Origin of the sequence: Pararhizobium sp. IMCC3301, from assembly GCF_030758315.1 — a bacterium.
Lineage (GTDB): Bacteria > Pseudomonadota > Alphaproteobacteria > Rhizobiales.
Genome location: NZ_CP132336.1, coordinates 1626276 through 1643832 on the forward strand (window position 1 = coordinate 1626276; position 17557 = coordinate 1643832).

The window sequence follows — 17557 nt, forward strand, 5'->3', positions numbered from 1 at the left end:
ATGACGAACCCATTTTTAAATGAATCAATGCACGACACTTGCCATGCCGTAAAGACCGCGACCAGTGCTGATTTCAACTGTGTTGATGCATTTGGTGATCCGGAGCAGTTCACGGAAGGCCGGGCTGAACTGGCGCTTTCCGGCTTGGACCGGTGGTCGGCGCAAAACCGCACCGCGTCTGCCCGGCTTTCTCTTTGGCAATCTCGCGGCCAGACGCTATTTGCGCCACACGCCGTTACAAAGGCTTGAAAACCGAACGGTTTCCTGCGCATCTGCGTGTCACTTCACTTTGGCTGGTAATAGCTGTCAAATCGGGGCAAAGCCCAACGTACAAGCTGAGTACAAGCTTCACATTGGCCAAGGCTGGAATTGTCCACAGGACCGCAAATCATGGCTTCCATTGAAAATGACAGGATAGCCTCCAAATCTGGCAGAGCGAACCGGCCACGCAATCAGACAGCATCCCGGTGTCGTTTTACGAAAGCCTTTCAGGGTAAAGAACCAAATATATGAGCCTAACTGATCCGCAAGCCGCAACCGGCCCCGAATATCTGCGCCGCAGAACTTTCGCCATCATTTCGCATCCCGATGCCGGTAAAACCACATTGACTGAAAAGCTGCTGCTGTGCGGCGGTGCCATCCGCATGGCCGGACAGGTGCGCGCCCGCGGCGAGCGGCGCCGGACCCGCTCCGATTGGATGAAAATCGAGCAGGACCGCGGCATTTCAGTATCTTCCACCGTCATGACCTTTGAACGCGGCGACATGACATTCAATCTGCTCGACACGCCGGGCCACGAGGATTTTTCGGAAGATACCTACCGCACCCTGACGGCGGTCGATGCAGCGGTGATGGTGATTGACACGGCAAAGGGCATCGAGCCGCAGACCCGTAAACTGTTCGAAGTCTGCCGCCTGCGCGACATTCCTATTCTGACTTTCATGAACAAGATCGACCGCGAAGCCCGCGATCCGTTTGAACTGATTGATGAAGTCCAGGAAGAGCTGGCGCTCGACGCCTCACCATTGATGTGGCCGCTCGGCTCCGGTTCGACCTTTCAGGGCTGTATTCATCTGAAGAGCGGCCTGTTCCTTTATAATGCCGGCCCCGGAAAGCCGGCAGAACGCATCCAGACCAGCGGTATTATGGATGAAAAGCTTGATGGTCTGGTCGATCCGAATGTTCTGGCAGAAGCGCGCGACAATGTGGAACTGGCTGCTGCCGGCTACAGCGCATTTGATCCCGCCAGCTTTCTGGAAGGGCATTTGAGCCCTGTCCTGTTCGGCAGTGCCCTGCGTGGTTTTGCGGTGGAAGAACTGCTTGATGTCATTGCCGAATTCGCGCCGCCGCCCCGACCGCTGACCATCGAGGGCGGAGAGATCGGACCGACAGATGATCATGTGTCCGGCTTCGTCTTCAAGGTCCAGGCCAATATGGACCCCAATCACCGTGACCGGATTGCTTTTCTGCGTCTGGTGTCTGGCCATTTCAAGCGCGGCATGAAGCTGAAACACGCGCGTTCTGGCAAGGCCATCAATATTCACTCGCCGCTGATGTTCTTTGCCCAGGACCGGCAGGTGGCCGATGATGCCTGGCCGGGAGACGTGATCGGGATTCCCAATCATGGCACCTTGCGGGTCGGCGATACTTTGAGCGAAAAGGACGGGGTGCGTTTTACCGGCCTTCCCGCCTTTGCTCCTGAAATCCTGCGCCGCGTCAGATTGTCGAACACCAGCAAGACGAAGCAATTGCGACAGGGCCTGCAGGATCTGGCCGAAGAGGGCCTCGCCCAGGTTTTTATTCCATTTCTCGGCTCGCAATGGATTGTCGGCGTGGTCGGCATTTTGCAGCTTGATGTGATGGTGGATCGCATCGGCGGTGAATATGGTGCGGAAATCAGCTTTGAACCGGCCCCCTTCGTCACCGCGCGCTGGGTGACCAGCGCTGACAAATCCGCGATTGAAGACTTTCGCAGCATCAACCAGACGGCCTTTGCCGAAGACCGCGATGGCGCCCCGGTCTATCTGGCCAGAAGCCAGTGGGAACTCGACCGGGTGGTCAAGGAATATCCGGAAATCCTGTTCAAGAAGACGCGGGAATTGTAAGTCCTCAGGACACGCCCTTGAAACTGTCGATCAGGGCAGCGTCAGGAACTGAAATCAATCTCGCCAAGCCGCTGGCTCAGCTTCATGTTTTCGCGATAATCAATCGGGATAACCACCAGTGACGGGCCCTTGTGATCCAGCGCTGTTTGCAGCGTTGGCAGCAGATCGGCTGCATTCTCGCACCGCGCGCCCTGCCAGCCGAAACTTTGCGCCAGCAGCATCCAGTCCGGATTGCCGAAACCGAGATCAGTGTGAGTGCCGAACTCCTGTTGCTGCTTCCATTCGATCAGGCCATAGGATTCATCTTCCCAGATCAGCATGGTGATGTTGCTGTTCAGCCGTCTTGCTGTCTCCATCTCCTGCACATTCATCAGGAAATCGCCATCTCCGGCCACCCCAAGAATTTTTCGCTCCGGACAGGCGATGGCTGCAGCTATCGCACCGGGCAATGGCATGCCCATTGAGGCAAACCCGTTGGATATGATACAGGTGCCCGGCTCGTGACAATGGTAATGGCGTGCGATCCACATTTTATGGGCACCAACGCCGGACAGAAGAATGTCATCGGGTCCCAGAACTTTGCGGATGTCGGCCACTGCCTTTTGCGGCCGTATCAAGCCGTGCGTATCATCATCCGCATGTTCGGCAAATTCCGCCAGCATTGTCTGCCGCAACGAGGCTTGTTTGGCCAGTTCGAATTGCGGCGCTCCATCGCTTTTGATGCGCTGGTTCAGCATCCACAGCGCATGTGCCAAATCGCCGACCACTTCGATCTCAGGCATATAATCCGCATCAACCTCGGCTGGCAGAAAGTCGATATGGATGATGTCCGTGTCACCATTTCCGTTCCAGCTTGAGGGCGGATACTCCACCATATCAAAGCCCAGTGTGATGATCAGATCAGCGGCTTCAACGGCCAGCAGCGGATAGTCCCGTTGCCCCATGCCGATGGTAAAAAGGCAATACTCCGCGTCCAGATCAACCGCGCCCTTGCCCATGAACGACATCAGCACGCCGATATTGGTCGCATCGCAGAAGTGCCGCAGCTGCTGACTGGCCCGTGTCCGTATGGTGCCGTTGCCGGCAATGATGAGGGGCGATCTGGCACGGCGGATACGCTCCCAGACCTGATCCATGATCGTTTCATCAGGCACAGCGCGGCGTGGATTGGCAGGGCGCAACGGAGTGGCACCGGTTTTTTCAGCCGCGATGTTTTCCGCAAGTTCAATATGGACGGCGCCGGGTTTTTCGGTGCGCGCCAGTTTCATTGCTTTGGCGACTATTTCGGGAACGCTGTCGGCGCTTTGAACCGCCTGGGACCATTTCGTGACGGGGCGGAACATATCCACCACATTCATCACCTGATGGCTTTCCTTGTGCTGCCGCGTCGTCGCGCCCTGACCGGTGATCACCAGCAGCGGCGCGCGGTCCATATTTCCGTCGGCGACCCCGGTCATCAGGTTCGTTGCACCCGGTCCCAGTGTGCCAAGGCAGACGCCGACCTTTCCGGTAAGCCGGCCATAGGTGGATGCCATGAAGGCCGCGCCCTGTTCGTGCCGGGTGAGGATCAGATCTATCGAGGATTTGTCGAGTGCCAGAACAAAATCGGCATTTTCCTCGCCGGGAACGCCATAGATGCGCTCAACGCCTTCCGTCTCCAGACATTTTACGAAAAGTTCTGCTGCCGTTTGTGTCATATTGATGTGCGCTCTTCTGTATCTTGAGTAGGTGTATCCAGATTGGCGGCCCGACCGGAGCCTTCAGTATCGGTGTTTTCGGAGGCATTATTTTCAGTGTCGTTGCGTCAGAGCGATATCATGGAATGTGGCTTCAAAGAAACCGACGACCATGGAGTGGTGCAGGAGGCTGGTGCTGTTGGGGTGATGCGCTACTTCACTGATTGCGTGGCCGCGTAAGTTGACGGCATGGCACCACTGCCAATTAATGGGACCTGCCAAAGCTTGCACCGTACCCGGATTGCTGTATTGTCACATTCATAAATTCAAATGTTTGGGAGGACACCATGACGTTTTTTACCAGAATTCTGAGTGCCGTTGCGCTCAGCCTCATTTTGGCCGGTTCGGCTTTAGCGGACGAAAAGGCCCATAGGCTTGCAATCCACGTTGACCAGAATGATCCGGCGGTGATGAATCTGGCGCTCAACAATGCCAAGAATGTGCAGTCCTACTACGACGAAAAGGGCGAGACGGTTACGATCGAGATTGTTGCGTATGGTCCTGGCCTGAAGATGTACACCGCCGACAGCCCGGTCAAGGACCGAATCTCGGTGATGTCAATGGAGCACGAGAACCTCACTTTTGCGGCCTGCGGTAACACGCTGGCAGGCATGGAAAAAAAGGCTGGCAAGAAGGTCGAACTTCTTTCCGAAGCCACTATGGTCCAGTCCGGCGTTGTTCGGCTGATGGAACTGCAGGAGCAGGGCTACAGCTACGTAAGGCCCTGAATATCCGCGAGACCTTGGTATCCGGTATCTTGGTATCCGGTATGATACCGCCGCTTGGTTCAACAAAAGCCGTCTGATCCTATGATCAGACGGCTTTCGCATTTCAGGTTCGCGGAACCCCAGCGTCAGTGGATACCGCCCGAGAGCGGTTACGGCAGACACAGCATGTTTTAAACTTCCGCTTTGGCCCAGCGCGCGCCTCTTTGGCGCGTAGCCTGCACCTTTCACTGTAAATAGTATGTATACATATCTTATGCTGACATATATACTAGCTGTCACTGCTTTGAGGCTTACCGATGATTACCAAGCAAGACGACCTGTTAGGCACCCTGATCCACGATGTGGCACATCTGTTGCGCCATGAGATTGATCGCAGGTTGAAAATGCACAATCTGACCCGTGTCAAATGGCTTGCCCTGGGCATTATTTCCAAAAGACCGCATCTCACCCAGGCTGAACTCGCCGAGGAAATGGAGCTTGGAAATGCAGCTGTCGGACGGTTGATAGACCGGCTTGGCGAGCGCGGCTTTGTGGTACGCGAAAACAATCCGCAAGACCGGCGCGCCTATCGCCTCATGGTGACCACGGACGCACTGCTTCTGCTCGACCAGCTTGAGGAAACGGCAACCCGGCTACGGCACGATCTGCTGCACGATGTCGAGGAGGAGCAGATCGGACAATTGAATGCCGTCCTTGGAAAACTCAAAGCCAATCTCAAACACGGCGCTGTTCTGACCATCACCACAGCCCTTCTAACTCTGCAAAAATTTGAATCTGAGCTTTATGCGTCTGCGGGCGCGCTTCTTTGACCGGAGGGGAATCCCATGTCAGTCCAATCAATGATCAATACCGGAACCCATCAATTGTTGAGTGGAACGCCGGAAATGCTTCTCAAACAAGCAGTGAAACTGATGGTTGCCAAACAACAGAATGCTATGGTGGCATTGAATTCGGAATCCGAATTGGCCGGCATCCTGACAGACCATGACGTCATGCGCGCGCTGGCACACAATGACGGTCAGCTCGGCGAGGAAAATATCTCCCGGTGGATGTCAGAAAAAGTCATCACCTGCGAGTCTGACTGCAAACTGAGCCACGCAATTTATCTGATGGGCCGGCACAAAATCCGCCATCTGGTTGCGATGGAGAATGGCCGCCCCGTGGCCGTGATTGGGATCCGCGCACTTCTGGCAAAAATCCATGAAAACGATGAAATGGAAATAAATGTGCTGCGCGACATGGCCGTAGCGCGCATTGCATGACCGGCAAAGCGACCGGACAGCACATAGGCAGGCACCAGCATATGCGGATCAATCACAGTTGCGATCTGCGAGCCCAGATAGAAACCGGCCCGGATCACAGATTATCTTTCTTCGGAAACGTGCTCTAGCATATGCGGCAACCGAAAATTCTAACAACTCTGAAGGAGTATGACAGACAGACATTCATGGCTGATCTGATCGCAGGGATTTCAGTTGCGATGGTGGCGCTGCCGCTCAGTCTGGCAATTGCGATTGCCTCTGGTGCCGGCCCTGAAAAAGGTCTGATTACCGCCATTGTCGGCGGATTTCTGATATCGCTGTTCGGTGGCAGTCGCGTTCAGATTGGTGGTCCGACAGGTGCCTTTATTGTTGTTGTTTTCAGTGTCATTGCCGAACACGGCTATGACGGTCTCGTGTTGGCAACCTTTATGGCTGGCATTATTCTGCTGGTCGCAGGATATTTCAGAGCCGGACGGCTGATCGCCCTGGTACCCGAAGCTGTAGTGCAGGGTTTCACCATCGGCATCGGAGTGATCATCGCAACCAGCCAGATCAAGGATTTCCTTGGTCTGACGATTGACGCTCTGCCGGCGGATTTTCTTGAAAAAATATCTGCTCTGTGGGCCGCACAGGACAGTTTGAATATCTCGGCACTTGCCGTTGCCCTGTTGACGCTTGTTCTGATTGTGCTGTTTCGGCGTCTCGCCCCGCGATTGCCGGGCCTGATCCTGGCCGTCGCAATCGGTTCATTCGTTGCGATTTACATGCAAGCACCGGTCGACACTATTTTTTCGCGGTTCGGGGCCTTGTCCAACACGCTCCCCTATCCGGTCATTCCGCAAATCTCATTCACCCGCTTGAGCGAGTTGCTGCCCTCGGCAATCATCATTGCATTTCTTGCAGGTATTGAATCGCTTTTGTCCGCAATGGTTGCAGACCGGATGATCGGATCGAAACACCGGCCCAATGCGGAATTGATAGCACAGGGTATTGCCAATTTTGGATCAGCCCTGTTTGGCGGCCTGCCAGCGACAGGGGCTATCGCGCGAACCGCTGCCAACATCAGCGCTGGCGGCAAAACCCCCGTCGCCGGCATCGTTCATGCGCTGACTGTGCTCCTCGTCATGATGCTGGCCGGACCACTTGTCGGGTTGCTGGCCATGCCGTCACTGGCGGCACTGTTGATTATTGCCGCCTGGAATATGTCCGAACCGCACAAATGGAAGGCGCATGTCAATGCACCGGCAAGCGACCGTGTGCTCCTTCTGATTACCCTGGTGCTCACCGTGCTGGTTGATCTGACGGTTGCTATCGGAACCGGTGTTGCCATTGGACTGGCCCTGAAACTTCGCCAGAGAAATCAGATCGCGAGCGACTGGTCAGAGCCTGAGCGATAACAGAGACGATCGACGCATTGCGGCGGCGTCAATCACGGCGTCAGCACCGGCTTGCGGGCTTCAAACAGAACAATTCCGGTCGAGACCGCCAGATTGAGGCTGTCGGCCTCTCCGGCCATTGGAATCAGCACCAGTTGATCACAAGCCGCAGCCAGCTGATCCGTCAGGCCCTGCTGCTCATTGCCCATCAAAATCACACCTGCAGCACTGTAGTCAACCGTCCGGTAATCCACCGCACCGGCAAGATGGGTTCCGATCACGGCAACATGGTTGCGCTCTTTCCATTGCAGAAACTCGCCTTCCGAGGCCTTGGCAAGAGGCACGTGAAAAATCGACCCCATCGAAGCACGGACCGCTTCCACGGAATAAGGGTCGGTACAGTCTCCCACAAGAATGACGCCCTTCGCTCCGGCGCAATCCGCAGTGCGCAGGCTGGTGCCCAAATTTCCCGGATCGCGCACCCGGTCGAGCGCCACCCACAGATCGCCGCGCCCCGGGCGGACGCTGGACAAGGCCTGGTAACGCTGTTCAAAGACCCCCAGAACCATCTGCGGATTGTCTTTCCTGGAGATTTTTTCCAGCACCTGGTTGGAGACTTCCAGCACCGAGCCGCCAGCAGCGCGGACCCTCGCCGCAGCCTGGGCAACGGCGTCCTGATCGGCGAAGGATTTGCCATAGATAATATCGGCAATAGGCCATTTTTTCTGCAGCGCATCGGTGACAAGTTTCAGGCCTTCCCCAAGAAACAGATTCGATTTGTTGCGGTTCTTGCGCAAAGCCAGCCCGCGAATATCCTTGATGATCGGGTTCGACACGCTGGTGATCTGTTTAACCTGGCCGGAAATCCGCTTTTCAGCGACAGGCCGGTCTTTCGAAAGTTTGTCTCCCGACAATTTGTCATCGGATGAATTGTCTTGTGTCATGATTGCGCCTCCCAGCGGCTGTAAAGTGACGTCGACAGCCTGCGACTGTCATCTGTGCTACCGGCGGAAACGGCGGGGGCAAGACCAGACCGGACATCCCCCGGATTCCGATCGCCACTTTCCATCAGCACCAGTTCTCCGCTGGTCAGGGTGCCTCTCCTGCCGCCAAACCGGTCCCGCATCAGCTCATGAGTCATGAAAAAACTGGCGCGGATGGCATAGGCTGTCAGAATCATGAAATCAGCATCGGGCGACAGAATGGCATGGCAATCATCCATCAGACCAGGCAGATCCTCCATCACCTGCCAGACCTCGCCTTTCGGTCCCCGGCCGTATTTCGGCGGATCAAGAATAATTCCGTCATAGAAATTGCCGCGGCGGCCCTCCCGCGCAACAAATTTGGCGGCGTCGTCGCAAATCCAGCGAATCGGTTTTGTATCAAGCCCCGACAGAGTCTGGTTTTCCCGCGCCCAGGCGATGGCTTTTTTTGAAGCATCAACATGGGTGACTTCGGCGCCGCAGGCAGCCGCCACCAGAGAGGCAATTCCGGTATAGCCGAACAGATTGAGAATTTTCAGCCTGCGCCCGCCCGCTCCGGCATTTTTGATACGCTTTGCAAACCAGGCCCAATGCGCTGCCTGTTCGGGAAACACGCCGACATGACGAAAAGCCGAAAACCGGCAGATGAAGCGCACGTCGTCAAATGACATGGTCCAGTCATCGTCAAGGCCAGGCGCGCGTTTCCAGCGTCCCGCACCCTCTTCATCCTTATCTGCTGAGAACACCGCCTGGGCATCCAGCCACAAATCCGGGCTGGACCGTTTCCAGATTGCCTGGGCATCAGGCCGGTCGACGATCACAGCTCCGTAGCGCTCCAGCTTGCGCCCCTCGCCGCTGTCAAGCAGTGCATAATCGGCCCAGCCTGAGGATTCGAGCATTTTGATGTCGTGTGTCATTCAGGCTCCGCAAAAACGTTGCGCGCGCTATAGCAAATACCGCTTGCCGACCCAAGCAATGATTGGCTGCGGCTGTTTCAGCCGTGGCACTGATCAAATGTCGTGAAAAGATTTCGCTGCTATCCGTTGCTGCCACTTGCTGAACGGTCACGCTCTGTGCAAGTTTCACCAAAATCACTTAACAGGGAGCCCACATCATGGACATGTCTGGCGAATACCGTATTCCAGCGCCGCGCGAAACAGTTTGGGCGGCCCTCAACGATCCTGAAATTCTGAAACAATGCATTCCCGGCTGCGAGAGCCTTGAAATGACTTCCGATACGGAAATGACAGCGGCCGTCACGACAAAAGTCGGCCCGGTCAAAGCCAAATTCAAGGGGTCGGTTACACTGTCCGACATTGATCCGCCCAAGGGCTACAGAATTTCCGGCGAGGGCAAGGGCGGCGTTGCGGGCTTCGCCAAGGGTGGCGCAGAAGTCAATCTGGAAGAGGATGGTACCGATACAATTCTGCGCTATACTGCCACTGCACAGGTCGGTGGCAAACTGGCGCAATTGGGGTCCCGCCTGATCGACAGCACTGCCAAGAAGATGGCAGACGAGTTTTTCGGCAATTTTTCTGCCAAACTGGGCGCAGGCACCGAGGCGGCTCCTGTGAAACCGGTTGTGGAAACCGCCAGTATCAGTCCTGCGGCCGAGACAGTCAGTGTCAGTCAGGCCGCTGAAATCCCCGCTCCTGCAGTCAAAAAGACCACTGACAAAGCCACGATTGATGACCGGGATCTGGGCCACGACGATAATATTTCCGATGTTGCCAGGGAAATCGGCGAAGCCGTTCACGACGCGGAAGAGACCCTTGAAGTGGAGGCTGGCAAAGGCACTCTTGGCGGGCCAATGATGTGGGGCTTCATCGCTCTGGCTATCCTCATTGCCGGTCTGCTGCTGCTGTCCTGAACTCTGGCAACCCGGAATCCAGCATCTCTTTTTTGATATTGAAGTGGACAAGATCCGAAAGGCGAAGCAGACAGGGCCGCCCTCCGTAATTTCGCCACCACAATAATGAAATCTGATGAAGACTGGTGAGGAAAGCCCGGATCAGGCGCATTTGCCGGATCAGGCGCATTTGCAAGATCAGACAGATCGCGGCGTTGAAGGCGCACAAGAGGCCCGGACAGGCGTTTCTGCAAACTAGAACAGCTTTGTGAATTCGGAAGAGACATATGACAAAAATATCGATGAATGTGAATGGGCACAGCGTGTCCCGCGACGTTGAAGACCGGACATTGCTGGTGACCTATATCCGCGATCATCTCAATCTGACCGGCACCCATATTGGCTGCGATACGTCACAATGCGGGGCCTGCGTGGTTCATGTTGACGGCAAGGCGGTCAAGAGCTGTACAATGCTCGCTGCACAGGCGGACGGCGCTGACATCACCACCATCGAAGGTCTGGCGGCAGACGGTGTATTACACCCTGTCCAGGCTGCGTTTAAGGAACATCACGGCCTGCAATGCGGGTTTTGCACGCCGGGCATGATCATGGCAGCAGCCGACATGATCCGCCGTCACGGCGCAAAGCTTGATGAACCAACCATTCGTGCCGAACTTGAGGGCAATATCTGCCGTTGCACCGGTTACCACAACATTGTCAAAGCCATTAAAGCAGCTGCTGATGAGATGGCAAGCGCTGCAAGCCCGGCAAGCCGGGCAGCCGAGCCTGCGCAAGCTGTGGTATAGTCAGGGGACATTTCATGTACGAAACCATCTATCATCGCCCCACCAGTGTGGAACATGCCATTCAGTTGTTCAGCACGGCGCAGGACGCAAAGTTTCTCTCCGGCGGACAGACATTGCTGCCAACCATGAAACAAAGACTGGCCGCTCCCTCCGACGTGATTGACCTGCGGCACATTGCAGCCCTGGCCGGAATCAGCCTGGCGGATGGCCAGCTGTCCATCGGTGCCGCGGTGACCCACGCGGATGTTGCCGCATCAACCGATGTCAGACAGGCGATACCGGCTTTGGCAGAACTGGCTTCGCATATCGGCGACCCGCATGTGCGCCAGATGGGAACGCTGGGCGGATCGGTTGCCAACAATGATCCTGCGGCAGATTATCCTGCAGCAGTGGTAGCACTTGAGGCGACAATCCACACCAATGCCCGCTCCCTGTCGGCCTCGGACTTTTTCACCGGCCTGTTTGACACTGCGCTTCAGGACGGCGAATTGATCACCCGAATCAGTTTCACGGTTCCGCAAAAGGCCGCTTACGCAAAATTTGCCAACCCTGCCTCACGCTACGCCATGGCCGGCGTCTTTATCGCCAGGCACGCTGACAACAGCATCCGCGTCGCAGTCACAGGAGCCGGCTCTGACGGAGTGTTTCGCCATGAAGAGATGGAATCCGCCCTGTCCGCCAACTGGTCTGTCGATGCCATCAGCGGCATTTCTGTCGATGCGGGACAGATGCTGTCCGATATCCACGGCTCGTCGGCCTACCGCGCCAATCTGGTAAAAGTCATGGCAAAGCGGGCCGTGGAAACTGCACACTGAAAGCCTGATAAGGCGGTTGATTCTACAAGGGACGCAAAAATTTTGGAGGTAGGCTGCAAGCTGGCTCGGGACGGCATTTGCGGCAATCCTTGCGCAGCTGTATAGAGGCAATTGAATGGACTTTCATGCAATTCGCGGGCAGGCTTCAATTGATCTGGGTCCTGAACCTGATTCTGGTTTCGCTCTCATCGAGGCCTGCGACATGATCAAATGGATTGATTTATGAAACATGCTGGCTTTCTTCGCATTCTGGTGTTGGCGGCCGTCCTGCCTCTTTACGTCGCGGCATTGCCGGCCAATGCCCAGCAGGCTGCAGATAGTGTAGCACCGGAATCCGGCACCGAGCCCACCACACAGGTGCCGCTGGAAGTCAATCTTGTCGCAGAAGAGGTCGAGGAAATCAGATCCAGTAACTGGATGATTTCCACTGCCAATCCGGTGGCCAGCGAAGCGGGTGCTGCGGTTCTGCGCGGCGGTGGCAATGCGATTGACGCGATGGTCGCGGTTCAGCTGATGCTCGGGCTTGTCGAACCACAATCCTCCGGGTTGGGTGGTGGTGCGTTTCTGCTCTACTGGGATGCCGCCAATAAGCGCCTGACCACGTTTGATGGCCGTGAAACGGCACCCATGGCCGCAACCCCGACCCTGTTTCAGGATGAAACCGGCCAGCCTTTGAAATTTTTTGATGCGGTGGTTGGCGGTCGCTCCGTGGGGGTTCCGGGGACCCCGCTTCTGCTCGAAGCGGTGCATGGGCGCTATGGCTCTCTGCCATGGGCAACGCTTTTCGACAGCGTCATCTCATTGGCCGAAGCCGGTTTCAAAGTGTCGCCGCGCCTCGCCGCCTCGATTGCAGCCGATCAGGAGCGGCTTGCCCGATTTGAAGATACCAAAGCCTATTTTTTCCGTAACGACGGCATGCCACTGCAGGCAGGTGATGCCCGGACAAATGCTGCCTATGCCGAAACTCTGCGGATGCTTTCCACACAGGGAACCGATATTTTCTATAAGGGCAGCATAGCCGAGGAAATTATCAACGTTGTGCAGTCCGCTCCGGGCAATCCCGGCGTGCTGTCGATGAGTGATCTGGCTTCCTACCGGCTTAAAGAACGCGCACCGGTCTGCGTTGACTATCGTGGGTATGATGTTTGCGGCATGGGGCCACCCTCGTCCGGCGCACTGACAGTCGGGCAGATTCTCGGCACCTTGCGGGCCTATGATCTCAAAGGGCTTGGTCCGAACAGCCCTCAGGCATGGCGTTTGATCGGTGATGCATCCCGGTTGGCCTTTGCCGATCGCGGGCGCTATATGGCGGATAGCGATTTTGTGCCCATGCCGACCAAGGGTCTGATAGCCGACGGCTATCTTGCCAATCGCGGCGTTCTGCTGCGTGAAAACCGGCTCGAAGACGTTACTCCGGGCGAGCCTGCATTCGATCATGCGCTGTACCAGGCCGATGATGCATCGATTGAGTTACCGTCAACCAGCCACTTCGTGATCCGCGACAGCGCCGGCAATGTGGTGTCCATGACGACCACCATTGAAAACGGTTTTGGCTCGAGACTGATGGCCGGTGGATTTCTGCTGAACAATGAATTGACCGATTTTTCCTTTAAGACCCATCAAAACGGCTACCCGATTGCAAACCGTGTGGAACCCGGTAAACGGCCGCGCTCTTCCATGTCACCGACAATCGTGATGAAAAGCGGCGTGCCCTATTTGGCCGTTGGCAGCCCCGGCGGCAGCCGTATCATCGGCTATGTGGCGAAGACGCTGATTGCCCACATTGACTGGGGTCTCAGCCTGCAGGCGGCGATCAATCTGCCGAATCTCGTCAACCGGTTCGGCACTTACGATCTGGAACTGGGAACGGCTGCAGAATCTCTTGGCCCGGCACTGGAAGCGCTGGGTTACAAAGTGGATGCCAGGGATCTGAATTCAGGATTGCAGGGAATTCTGATAGATGGTGACAAGCTGCGGGGCGGGGCTGATCCGCGCCGCGAAGGTATTGTCATCGGCGAGTAGCTGAAGCATCTTCGCATAATCCGTGGAGCCGGCTTTCAACGATTGCCGACGCAGGAAAACAGGCCTGCGGATTTGCGCGCTCTGGCTTCCAATATCCGCGCAAGGCGGGTATGTGCCGCACCGGGTTGTCGGGGATTGCGCGCCAGTGGATTGGGCAGTGCTGTCGCCAGCAGACTTGCCTCGCGCATCGACAACCGGGCAGCGGTTTTGCCGAAATAGCGCCGCGCGGCGGCTTCAGCGCCGTATAGACCCGGCCCCCACTCCGCCACATTGAGATAGATTTCCACGATCCGCCGTTTTGACCAGAACAGATCCGCGTAAAGCGCCAGCGGTATTTCAAGGGCTTTGCGCAAATAGGACCGGCTGGGCCAGAGAAACAGATTTTTCACGGTCTGCATGGTCAGCGTGCTGGCACCGCGCGGGTTTCCCCCATCGATCAGATCGTCCAGGACAATTTCCACCGCTTGCCAGTCCACACCCTGATGCAGGCAGAACCGTCCGTCTTCGCTGGACAGGACTGCATCGATAAGATTTGGCGAAAACTGCTCAATTGGTGTCCAGTAACGGTTGATTCCATAGCCCTGCGCCATCCGCCATACCATCAGGCTGGAGATCGGTGGCGGAACCACCATATAGGCAGGCACCAGAATAAACGGTGCCAACAGCACAATGACCAGCACCACCAGCAGCCTGCGCATCCATTTACGCAAGCGTGTCCGCTCGCGCCCGGCAGGACGCGCGGAACTCTGGTCTGATGATTTGTCGGATCTGGCCAAATTCGCGTCCACAGCTGATCCGCTGTGTTTGCCATAGCGCGCAAATCCTTACAACATGCGCGCTGGCACTGGATTGCTTTTTCTGTCCGGCAATAGTTCTTGAGTTGATCAATAGGCAGGCAAGTCATTCACTGTTTGCGGGCTTCTTGTTGGATCAGTCGCAGCGTCATCTAGCTCTTGCCCTCAAATGCGTCGATGTGGTTCAAGGAAGCTGCCCCGGTAGGACCCAAGACCAGATGCCACACGAGCTGATCGAGAAATTGACACAACACGGTCAGCGCATCAGCGCCTTGCTGGAAGCCATTCTGGCGGCCCAGGCTTCATCTGGCGCCCCGCAGCGTCTGCTCGACGCAATGGCCTATGCCGCTTTGGGCGGTGGCAAGCGGTTGCGGCCTTTTCTGCTGGTCGAGACAGCAGCCCTGTTTGGCCGCCGCGATGACGGCGTTCTGTTTGCCGGGGCCGCACTGGAATGTATTCACAGCTACAGTCTTGTCCATGATGATCTGCCGGCACTTGATAATGATGACTTGCGCCGCGGCCGGAAGACCACTCACATTGCCTTTGACGAGGAAACCGCCATTCTGGTCGGGGACGCCCTGCAGACACTGGCTTTTGAACTCATCGCCGATGACCGGGTTCACCGCGATGCTGCGGTCCGCCTGAAGCTGGTGTCCGGCCTCGCCAAAGCAGCAGGGGCCAGTGGCATGGTGGGCGGCCAGATGCTCGATCTTTGCGCTGAAGGCCGCCGCGGGGCCACCCCGCCGCAACCCACCGAACACAGCATCAAATCCATGCAATCCATGAAAACCGGAGCCCTGTTGCGCTATGCCTGCATCGCCGGGGCCGATCTGGCGGATTGTTCTGAAAGCGATAGGAGTGTTCTGGCCCGTTTTGGCGATATCATCGGGCTGGCCTTTCAACTGGCCGACGATATTCTCGACCGCACCGCAGACACCGCCACACTCGGCAAGGGTGCAGGCAAAGATGCCGCCGCAGGCAAGGCCACTTTGGTGGATTTCATGGGACTGGATGCGGCAAAAATTCATCTGAACCGCCAGATTGAAGAGGCTCATGCCCTTCTGGCGGAATACGGAAGCGCTGCAGAGACTTTGAAACAGACTGCCAGTTTCATTGCCAACCGGACATCCTGACACGTTTGATGCCAGATATTTTTTTCACCTCAGACACTCATTTCGACCACGAATCCATCATTCGTCTGTCGAAACGGCCATTTCAGACGGTGACGGACATGAATGAGGCTCTGATTGCCAATTGGAACGCTGTTGTCCGCGAACACGATACTGTCTGGCATCTGGGGGATTTCAGCATCGGTTCTGACGAGCCCGCCAGCACGTTCGCCGCCCGGCTGAACGGCACCATCCATTTGATCCAGGGCAATCACGACGACAGGACTGTACGCGACAGCGCCGCCAGTTTTGCTTCGATTGATATGATGAAATCCATTTCAGTGGACAGCCAGCAGATCTTTTTGTGCCACTATCCGTTGCGCGAATGGAACAGGGCCTGGCGGGGATCATGGCATCTGTTCGGCCATGTCCATGGAAGACTGGATCATCAACCACGTTCCAAAAGTCTCGATGTCGGCGTCGACAGCCAGACATATCGTCCAGTCTCCTTCGAGGAGATCAGACTGGTGATGCAGGAGCGGCCTGAATATCCGCAAGTCGCGGGTGGCAAACGACGCATGTGATGATTTTCAGCTGCTGGCGCCAAACCGCTTTTCGATATAGTCAGCGACCATGATCTGAAACTCATCCGCAATCGACGAACCGCGCAGTGTAGCGGCTTTTTTGCCGTCGATGAACACCGGCGCAGCCGGGCTTTCTCCGGTGCCAGGCAGGGAAATTCCGATATCGGCGTGTTTGCTCTCGCCAGGTCCGTTGACGATGCAGCCCATCACCGCCACCTGCAAAGCCTCGACACCGGGATATTTGTCGCGCCACACCGGCATGTTGTTGCGAAGATCACTCTGGATGCGCTCAGCCAGTACCTGAAACACGGTCGACGTGGTCCGCCCGCAGCCCGGACAGGCCGCGACAATCGGCACGAATGAACGGAATCCCATAGTCTGCAGAAGTTCCTGTGCCACCTGTACTTCGCGGGTACGGTCGCCGCCGGGAGGCGGGGTCAGGGAAATGCGGATCGTATCTCCGATGCCCTGTTGCAGCAGAATGCCGAGAGCAGCCGATGAAGCGACGATGCCCTTTGAGCCCATGCCGGCTTCCGTCAGGCCAAGATGCAGGGCGTAGTCGCAGCGATCCGCCAGCCTTGTGTAAACCGCAATCAGATCCTGTACCTGACTGACCTTCGCCGAGAGGATGATCTTGTCTCTCGGCAGGCCGATATCCTCTGCCAGTTTGCCGGAAATCAATCCCGACTGGATGATGGCCTCATACATCACCTGCGAAGCAGATAGCGGCCTGTCGGACTTCGCATTTTCATCCATCAGCCGGGTCAGCAGTCCCTGATCCAGCGAGCCCCAGTTAACGCCGATGCGCACCGGCTTGTTGCGTTTGATTGCGGTCTCGATGATCTGGCCGAATTGCCGGTCCTTCTTGTTGCCGAAGCCGACATTTCCCGGATTGATGCGGTATTTTGCCAGTGCCTCGGCACATGCCGGATGATCGGCCAGCAAAGTGTGTCCGATATAGTGAAAATCCCCGATCAGAGGGACATCGAGACCCAGCACATCAAGCCGTTCACGAATGTGCGGGACCGCCGCCGCCGCCTCGTCCCTGTCGACCGTAATGCGCACCAGCTCAGACCCGGCGCGCGCCAGCGCTGCGACCTGCTGCACCGTTGCGTCAATATCGGCGGTATCCGTATTGGTCATTGACTGCACGACTATCGGCGCACCACCGCCAACGATGACACCGCCAACACGGACGCCGACACTTTCGCGCCGTGACAGGGGTTTGGAAAGATATTCCATTCAGAAAATCCGTTTCTGGCAACGCTTTGGCTATCCGGCAGAAAAAAGCCAGACCAGCCAAATAAGTCAATTGTGCATTGCAAAATAAAATGTGCGATCCTTATATAGGGTCCAACCAGCGAAATCACACCCAATTCCTGACGTCG

Annotated in this window: 18 protein-coding genes; 13 read left to right on the forward strand and 5 right to left on the reverse strand. The window is 56.4% G+C overall.

Annotated features, from left to right (window positions below):
• Both RAL88_RS07855 and RAL88_RS07860 read left to right on the forward strand, forming a co-directional pair.
• Nucleotides 1-249, forward strand: coding sequence for a hypothetical protein (locus RAL88_RS07855; protein ID WP_306268496.1), 249 nt, complete (start codon nucleotides 1-3; stop codon nucleotides 247-249).
• Nucleotides 250-509: 260 nt separating this feature from the next.
• Entirely contained in the window at nucleotides 510-2105 is a 1596-nt protein-coding gene (locus RAL88_RS07860; protein WP_306268498.1) for a peptide chain release factor 3, read from the forward strand.
• A gap of 41 nt (nucleotides 2106-2146) precedes the next feature.
• Here RAL88_RS07860 and RAL88_RS07865 read toward each other — a convergent pair whose 3' ends face one another.
• A complete protein-coding gene (locus RAL88_RS07865) occupies nucleotides 2147-3802 on the reverse strand; it encodes an acetolactate synthase large subunit (RefSeq protein ID WP_306268499.1) in 1656 nt (551 codons plus the stop codon).
• A gap of 326 nt (nucleotides 3803-4128) precedes the next feature.
• Here RAL88_RS07865 and RAL88_RS07870 point away from each other — a divergent pair, with 326 nt between their 5' ends.
• The 4 genes from RAL88_RS07870 to RAL88_RS07885 all read left to right on the forward strand — a co-directional run bounded on the left by RAL88_RS07870 (nucleotide 4129) and on the right by RAL88_RS07885 (nucleotide 7228).
• On the forward strand, nucleotides 4129-4569 hold the full coding sequence (locus RAL88_RS07870) for a DsrE family protein (protein WP_306268501.1): 441 nt from the start codon (nucleotides 4129-4131) through the stop codon (nucleotides 4567-4569).
• 296 nt (nucleotides 4570-4865) lie between these two features.
• Nucleotides 4866-5378, forward strand: a complete 513-nt coding sequence (locus RAL88_RS07875) for a MarR family winged helix-turn-helix transcriptional regulator (RefSeq protein WP_306268503.1) — start codon at nucleotides 4866-4868, stop codon at nucleotides 5376-5378.
• Nucleotides 5379-5393: 15 nt separating this feature from the next.
• The gene (locus RAL88_RS07880) at nucleotides 5394-5831 is read left to right on the forward strand and encodes a cyclic nucleotide-binding/CBS domain-containing protein (RefSeq protein ID WP_306268505.1); all 438 of its coding nucleotides are present in this window, start codon (nucleotides 5394-5396) and stop codon (nucleotides 5829-5831) included.
• A 185-nt stretch (nucleotides 5832-6016) separates the two neighbouring features.
• Complete coding sequence (locus RAL88_RS07885; RefSeq protein ID WP_306268506.1) at nucleotides 6017-7228, forward strand: SulP family inorganic anion transporter; 1212 nt, start codon at nucleotides 6017-6019, stop codon at nucleotides 7226-7228.
• Between the two features lie 32 nt (nucleotides 7229-7260).
• Here RAL88_RS07885 and RAL88_RS07890 read toward each other — a convergent pair whose 3' ends face one another.
• Nucleotides 7261-8151 carry an RNA methyltransferase gene (locus tag RAL88_RS07890; protein WP_306268507.1) on the reverse strand — a complete coding sequence of 297 codons (891 nt, stop codon included), beginning with the start codon at nucleotides 8149-8151 and terminating at the stop codon, nucleotides 7261-7263.
• On the reverse strand, nucleotides 8148-9107 hold the full coding sequence (locus RAL88_RS07895) for a class I SAM-dependent methyltransferase (protein ID WP_306268508.1): 960 nt from the start codon (nucleotides 9105-9107) through the stop codon (nucleotides 8148-8150). The genes RAL88_RS07890 and RAL88_RS07895 overlap by 4 nt, the downstream gene beginning before the upstream one ends.
• Nucleotides 9108-9304: 197 nt before the next feature.
• Here RAL88_RS07895 and RAL88_RS07900 point away from each other — a divergent pair, with 197 nt between their 5' ends.
• The 5 genes from RAL88_RS07900 to ggt all read left to right on the forward strand — a co-directional run bounded on the left by RAL88_RS07900 (nucleotide 9305) and on the right by ggt (nucleotide 13682).
• Nucleotides 9305-10060 carry a carbon monoxide dehydrogenase subunit G gene (locus RAL88_RS07900; RefSeq protein ID WP_306268510.1) on the forward strand — a complete coding sequence of 252 codons (756 nt, stop codon included), beginning with the start codon at nucleotides 9305-9307 and terminating at the stop codon, nucleotides 10058-10060.
• Nucleotides 10061-10175: 115 nt separating this feature from the next.
• Complete coding sequence (locus RAL88_RS07905) at nucleotides 10176-10298, forward strand: hypothetical protein (protein WP_306268511.1); 123 nt, start codon at nucleotides 10176-10178, stop codon at nucleotides 10296-10298.
• 28 nt (nucleotides 10299-10326) lie between these two features.
• Nucleotides 10327-10845: a (2Fe-2S)-binding protein gene (locus RAL88_RS07910; RefSeq protein WP_306268513.1), complete on the forward strand. Its 519-nt coding sequence runs from the start codon at nucleotides 10327-10329 to the stop codon at nucleotides 10843-10845.
• A 14-nt stretch (nucleotides 10846-10859) separates the two neighbouring features.
• On the forward strand, nucleotides 10860-11660 hold the full coding sequence (locus tag RAL88_RS07915; RefSeq protein ID WP_306268515.1) for a xanthine dehydrogenase family protein subunit M: 801 nt from the start codon (nucleotides 10860-10862) through the stop codon (nucleotides 11658-11660).
• A gap of 222 nt (nucleotides 11661-11882) precedes the next feature.
• A complete protein-coding gene (ggt, locus tag RAL88_RS07920; RefSeq protein ID WP_306268516.1) occupies nucleotides 11883-13682 on the forward strand; it encodes a gamma-glutamyltransferase in 1800 nt (599 codons plus the stop codon).
• A 35-nt stretch (nucleotides 13683-13717) separates the two neighbouring features.
• Here the strand turns inward: ggt and mtgA are convergent, their stop codons facing one another.
• Nucleotides 13718-14458 (reverse strand): monofunctional biosynthetic peptidoglycan transglycosylase, encoded by a 741-nt coding sequence (mtgA, locus tag RAL88_RS07925; RefSeq protein ID WP_306268517.1) that lies wholly within the window; start codon nucleotides 14456-14458, stop codon nucleotides 13718-13720.
• A 236-nt stretch (nucleotides 14459-14694) separates the two neighbouring features.
• Here mtgA and RAL88_RS07930 point away from each other — a divergent pair, with 236 nt between their 5' ends.
• Together RAL88_RS07930 and RAL88_RS07935 are read left to right on the forward strand one after the other, a co-directional pair.
• Nucleotides 14695-15609, forward strand: a complete 915-nt coding sequence (locus RAL88_RS07930) for a polyprenyl synthetase family protein (protein ID WP_306268519.1) — start codon at nucleotides 14695-14697, stop codon at nucleotides 15607-15609.
• 8 nt (nucleotides 15610-15617) lie between these two features.
• The gene (locus tag RAL88_RS07935) at nucleotides 15618-16169 is read left to right on the forward strand and encodes a metallophosphoesterase family protein (protein WP_306268521.1); all 552 of its coding nucleotides are present in this window, start codon (nucleotides 15618-15620) and stop codon (nucleotides 16167-16169) included.
• 6 nt (nucleotides 16170-16175) lie between these two features.
• Here the strand turns inward: RAL88_RS07935 and ispG are convergent, their stop codons facing one another.
• Nucleotides 16176-17411, reverse strand: coding sequence for a flavodoxin-dependent (E)-4-hydroxy-3-methylbut-2-enyl-diphosphate synthase (ispG, locus tag RAL88_RS07940; RefSeq protein WP_306268523.1), 1236 nt, complete (start codon nucleotides 17409-17411; stop codon nucleotides 16176-16178).
• Nucleotides 17412-17557: the final 146 nt, after the last annotated feature.

Bases quoted from the DNA above. Each gene is read 5' to 3' on its own strand.
- RAL88_RS07915 (WP_306268515.1), top strand. From the start codon at position 10,860: ATGTACGAAACCATCTATCATCGCCCCACCAGTGTGGAACATGCCATT.
- ggt (WP_306268516.1), top strand. From the start codon at position 11,883: ATGAAACATGCTGGCTTTCTTCGCATTCTGGTGTTGGCGGCCGTCCTG.
- RAL88_RS07935 (WP_306268521.1), top strand. From the start codon at position 15,618: ATGCCAGATATTTTTTTCACCTCAGACACTCATTTCGACCACGAATCC.
- RAL88_RS07910 (WP_306268513.1), top strand. From the start codon at position 10,327: ATGACAAAAATATCGATGAATGTGAATGGGCACAGCGTGTCCCGCGAC.
- RAL88_RS07855 (WP_306268496.1), top strand. From the start codon at position 1: ATGACGAACCCATTTTTAAATGAATCAATGCACGACACTTGCCATGCC.
- RAL88_RS07900 (WP_306268510.1), top strand. From the start codon at position 9,305: ATGGACATGTCTGGCGAATACCGTATTCCAGCGCCGCGCGAAACAGTT.
- RAL88_RS07895 (WP_306268508.1), bottom strand. From the start codon at position 9,107: ATGACACACGACATCAAAATGCTCGAATCCTCAGGCTGGGCCGATTAT.
- ispG (WP_306268523.1), bottom strand. From the start codon at position 17,411: ATGGAATATCTTTCCAAACCCCTGTCACGGCGCGAAAGTGTCGGCGTC.
- RAL88_RS07905 (WP_306268511.1), top strand. From the start codon at position 10,176: ATGAAGACTGGTGAGGAAAGCCCGGATCAGGCGCATTTGCCGGATCAG.
- RAL88_RS07880 (WP_306268505.1), top strand. From the start codon at position 5,394: ATGTCAGTCCAATCAATGATCAATACCGGAACCCATCAATTGTTGAGT.
- RAL88_RS07890 (WP_306268507.1), bottom strand. From the start codon at position 8,151: ATGACACAAGACAATTCATCCGATGACAAATTGTCGGGAGACAAACTT.
- RAL88_RS07865 (WP_306268499.1), bottom strand. From the start codon at position 3,802: ATGACACAAACGGCAGCAGAACTTTTCGTAAAATGTCTGGAGACGGAA.
- RAL88_RS07885 (WP_306268506.1), top strand. From the start codon at position 6,017: ATGGCTGATCTGATCGCAGGGATTTCAGTTGCGATGGTGGCGCTGCCG.
- RAL88_RS07870 (WP_306268501.1), top strand. From the start codon at position 4,129: ATGACGTTTTTTACCAGAATTCTGAGTGCCGTTGCGCTCAGCCTCATT.
- RAL88_RS07875 (WP_306268503.1), top strand. From the start codon at position 4,866: ATGATTACCAAGCAAGACGACCTGTTAGGCACCCTGATCCACGATGTG.
- RAL88_RS07860 (WP_306268498.1), top strand. From the start codon at position 510: ATGAGCCTAACTGATCCGCAAGCCGCAACCGGCCCCGAATATCTGCGC.
- RAL88_RS07930 (WP_306268519.1), top strand. From the start codon at position 14,695: ATGCCACACGAGCTGATCGAGAAATTGACACAACACGGTCAGCGCATC.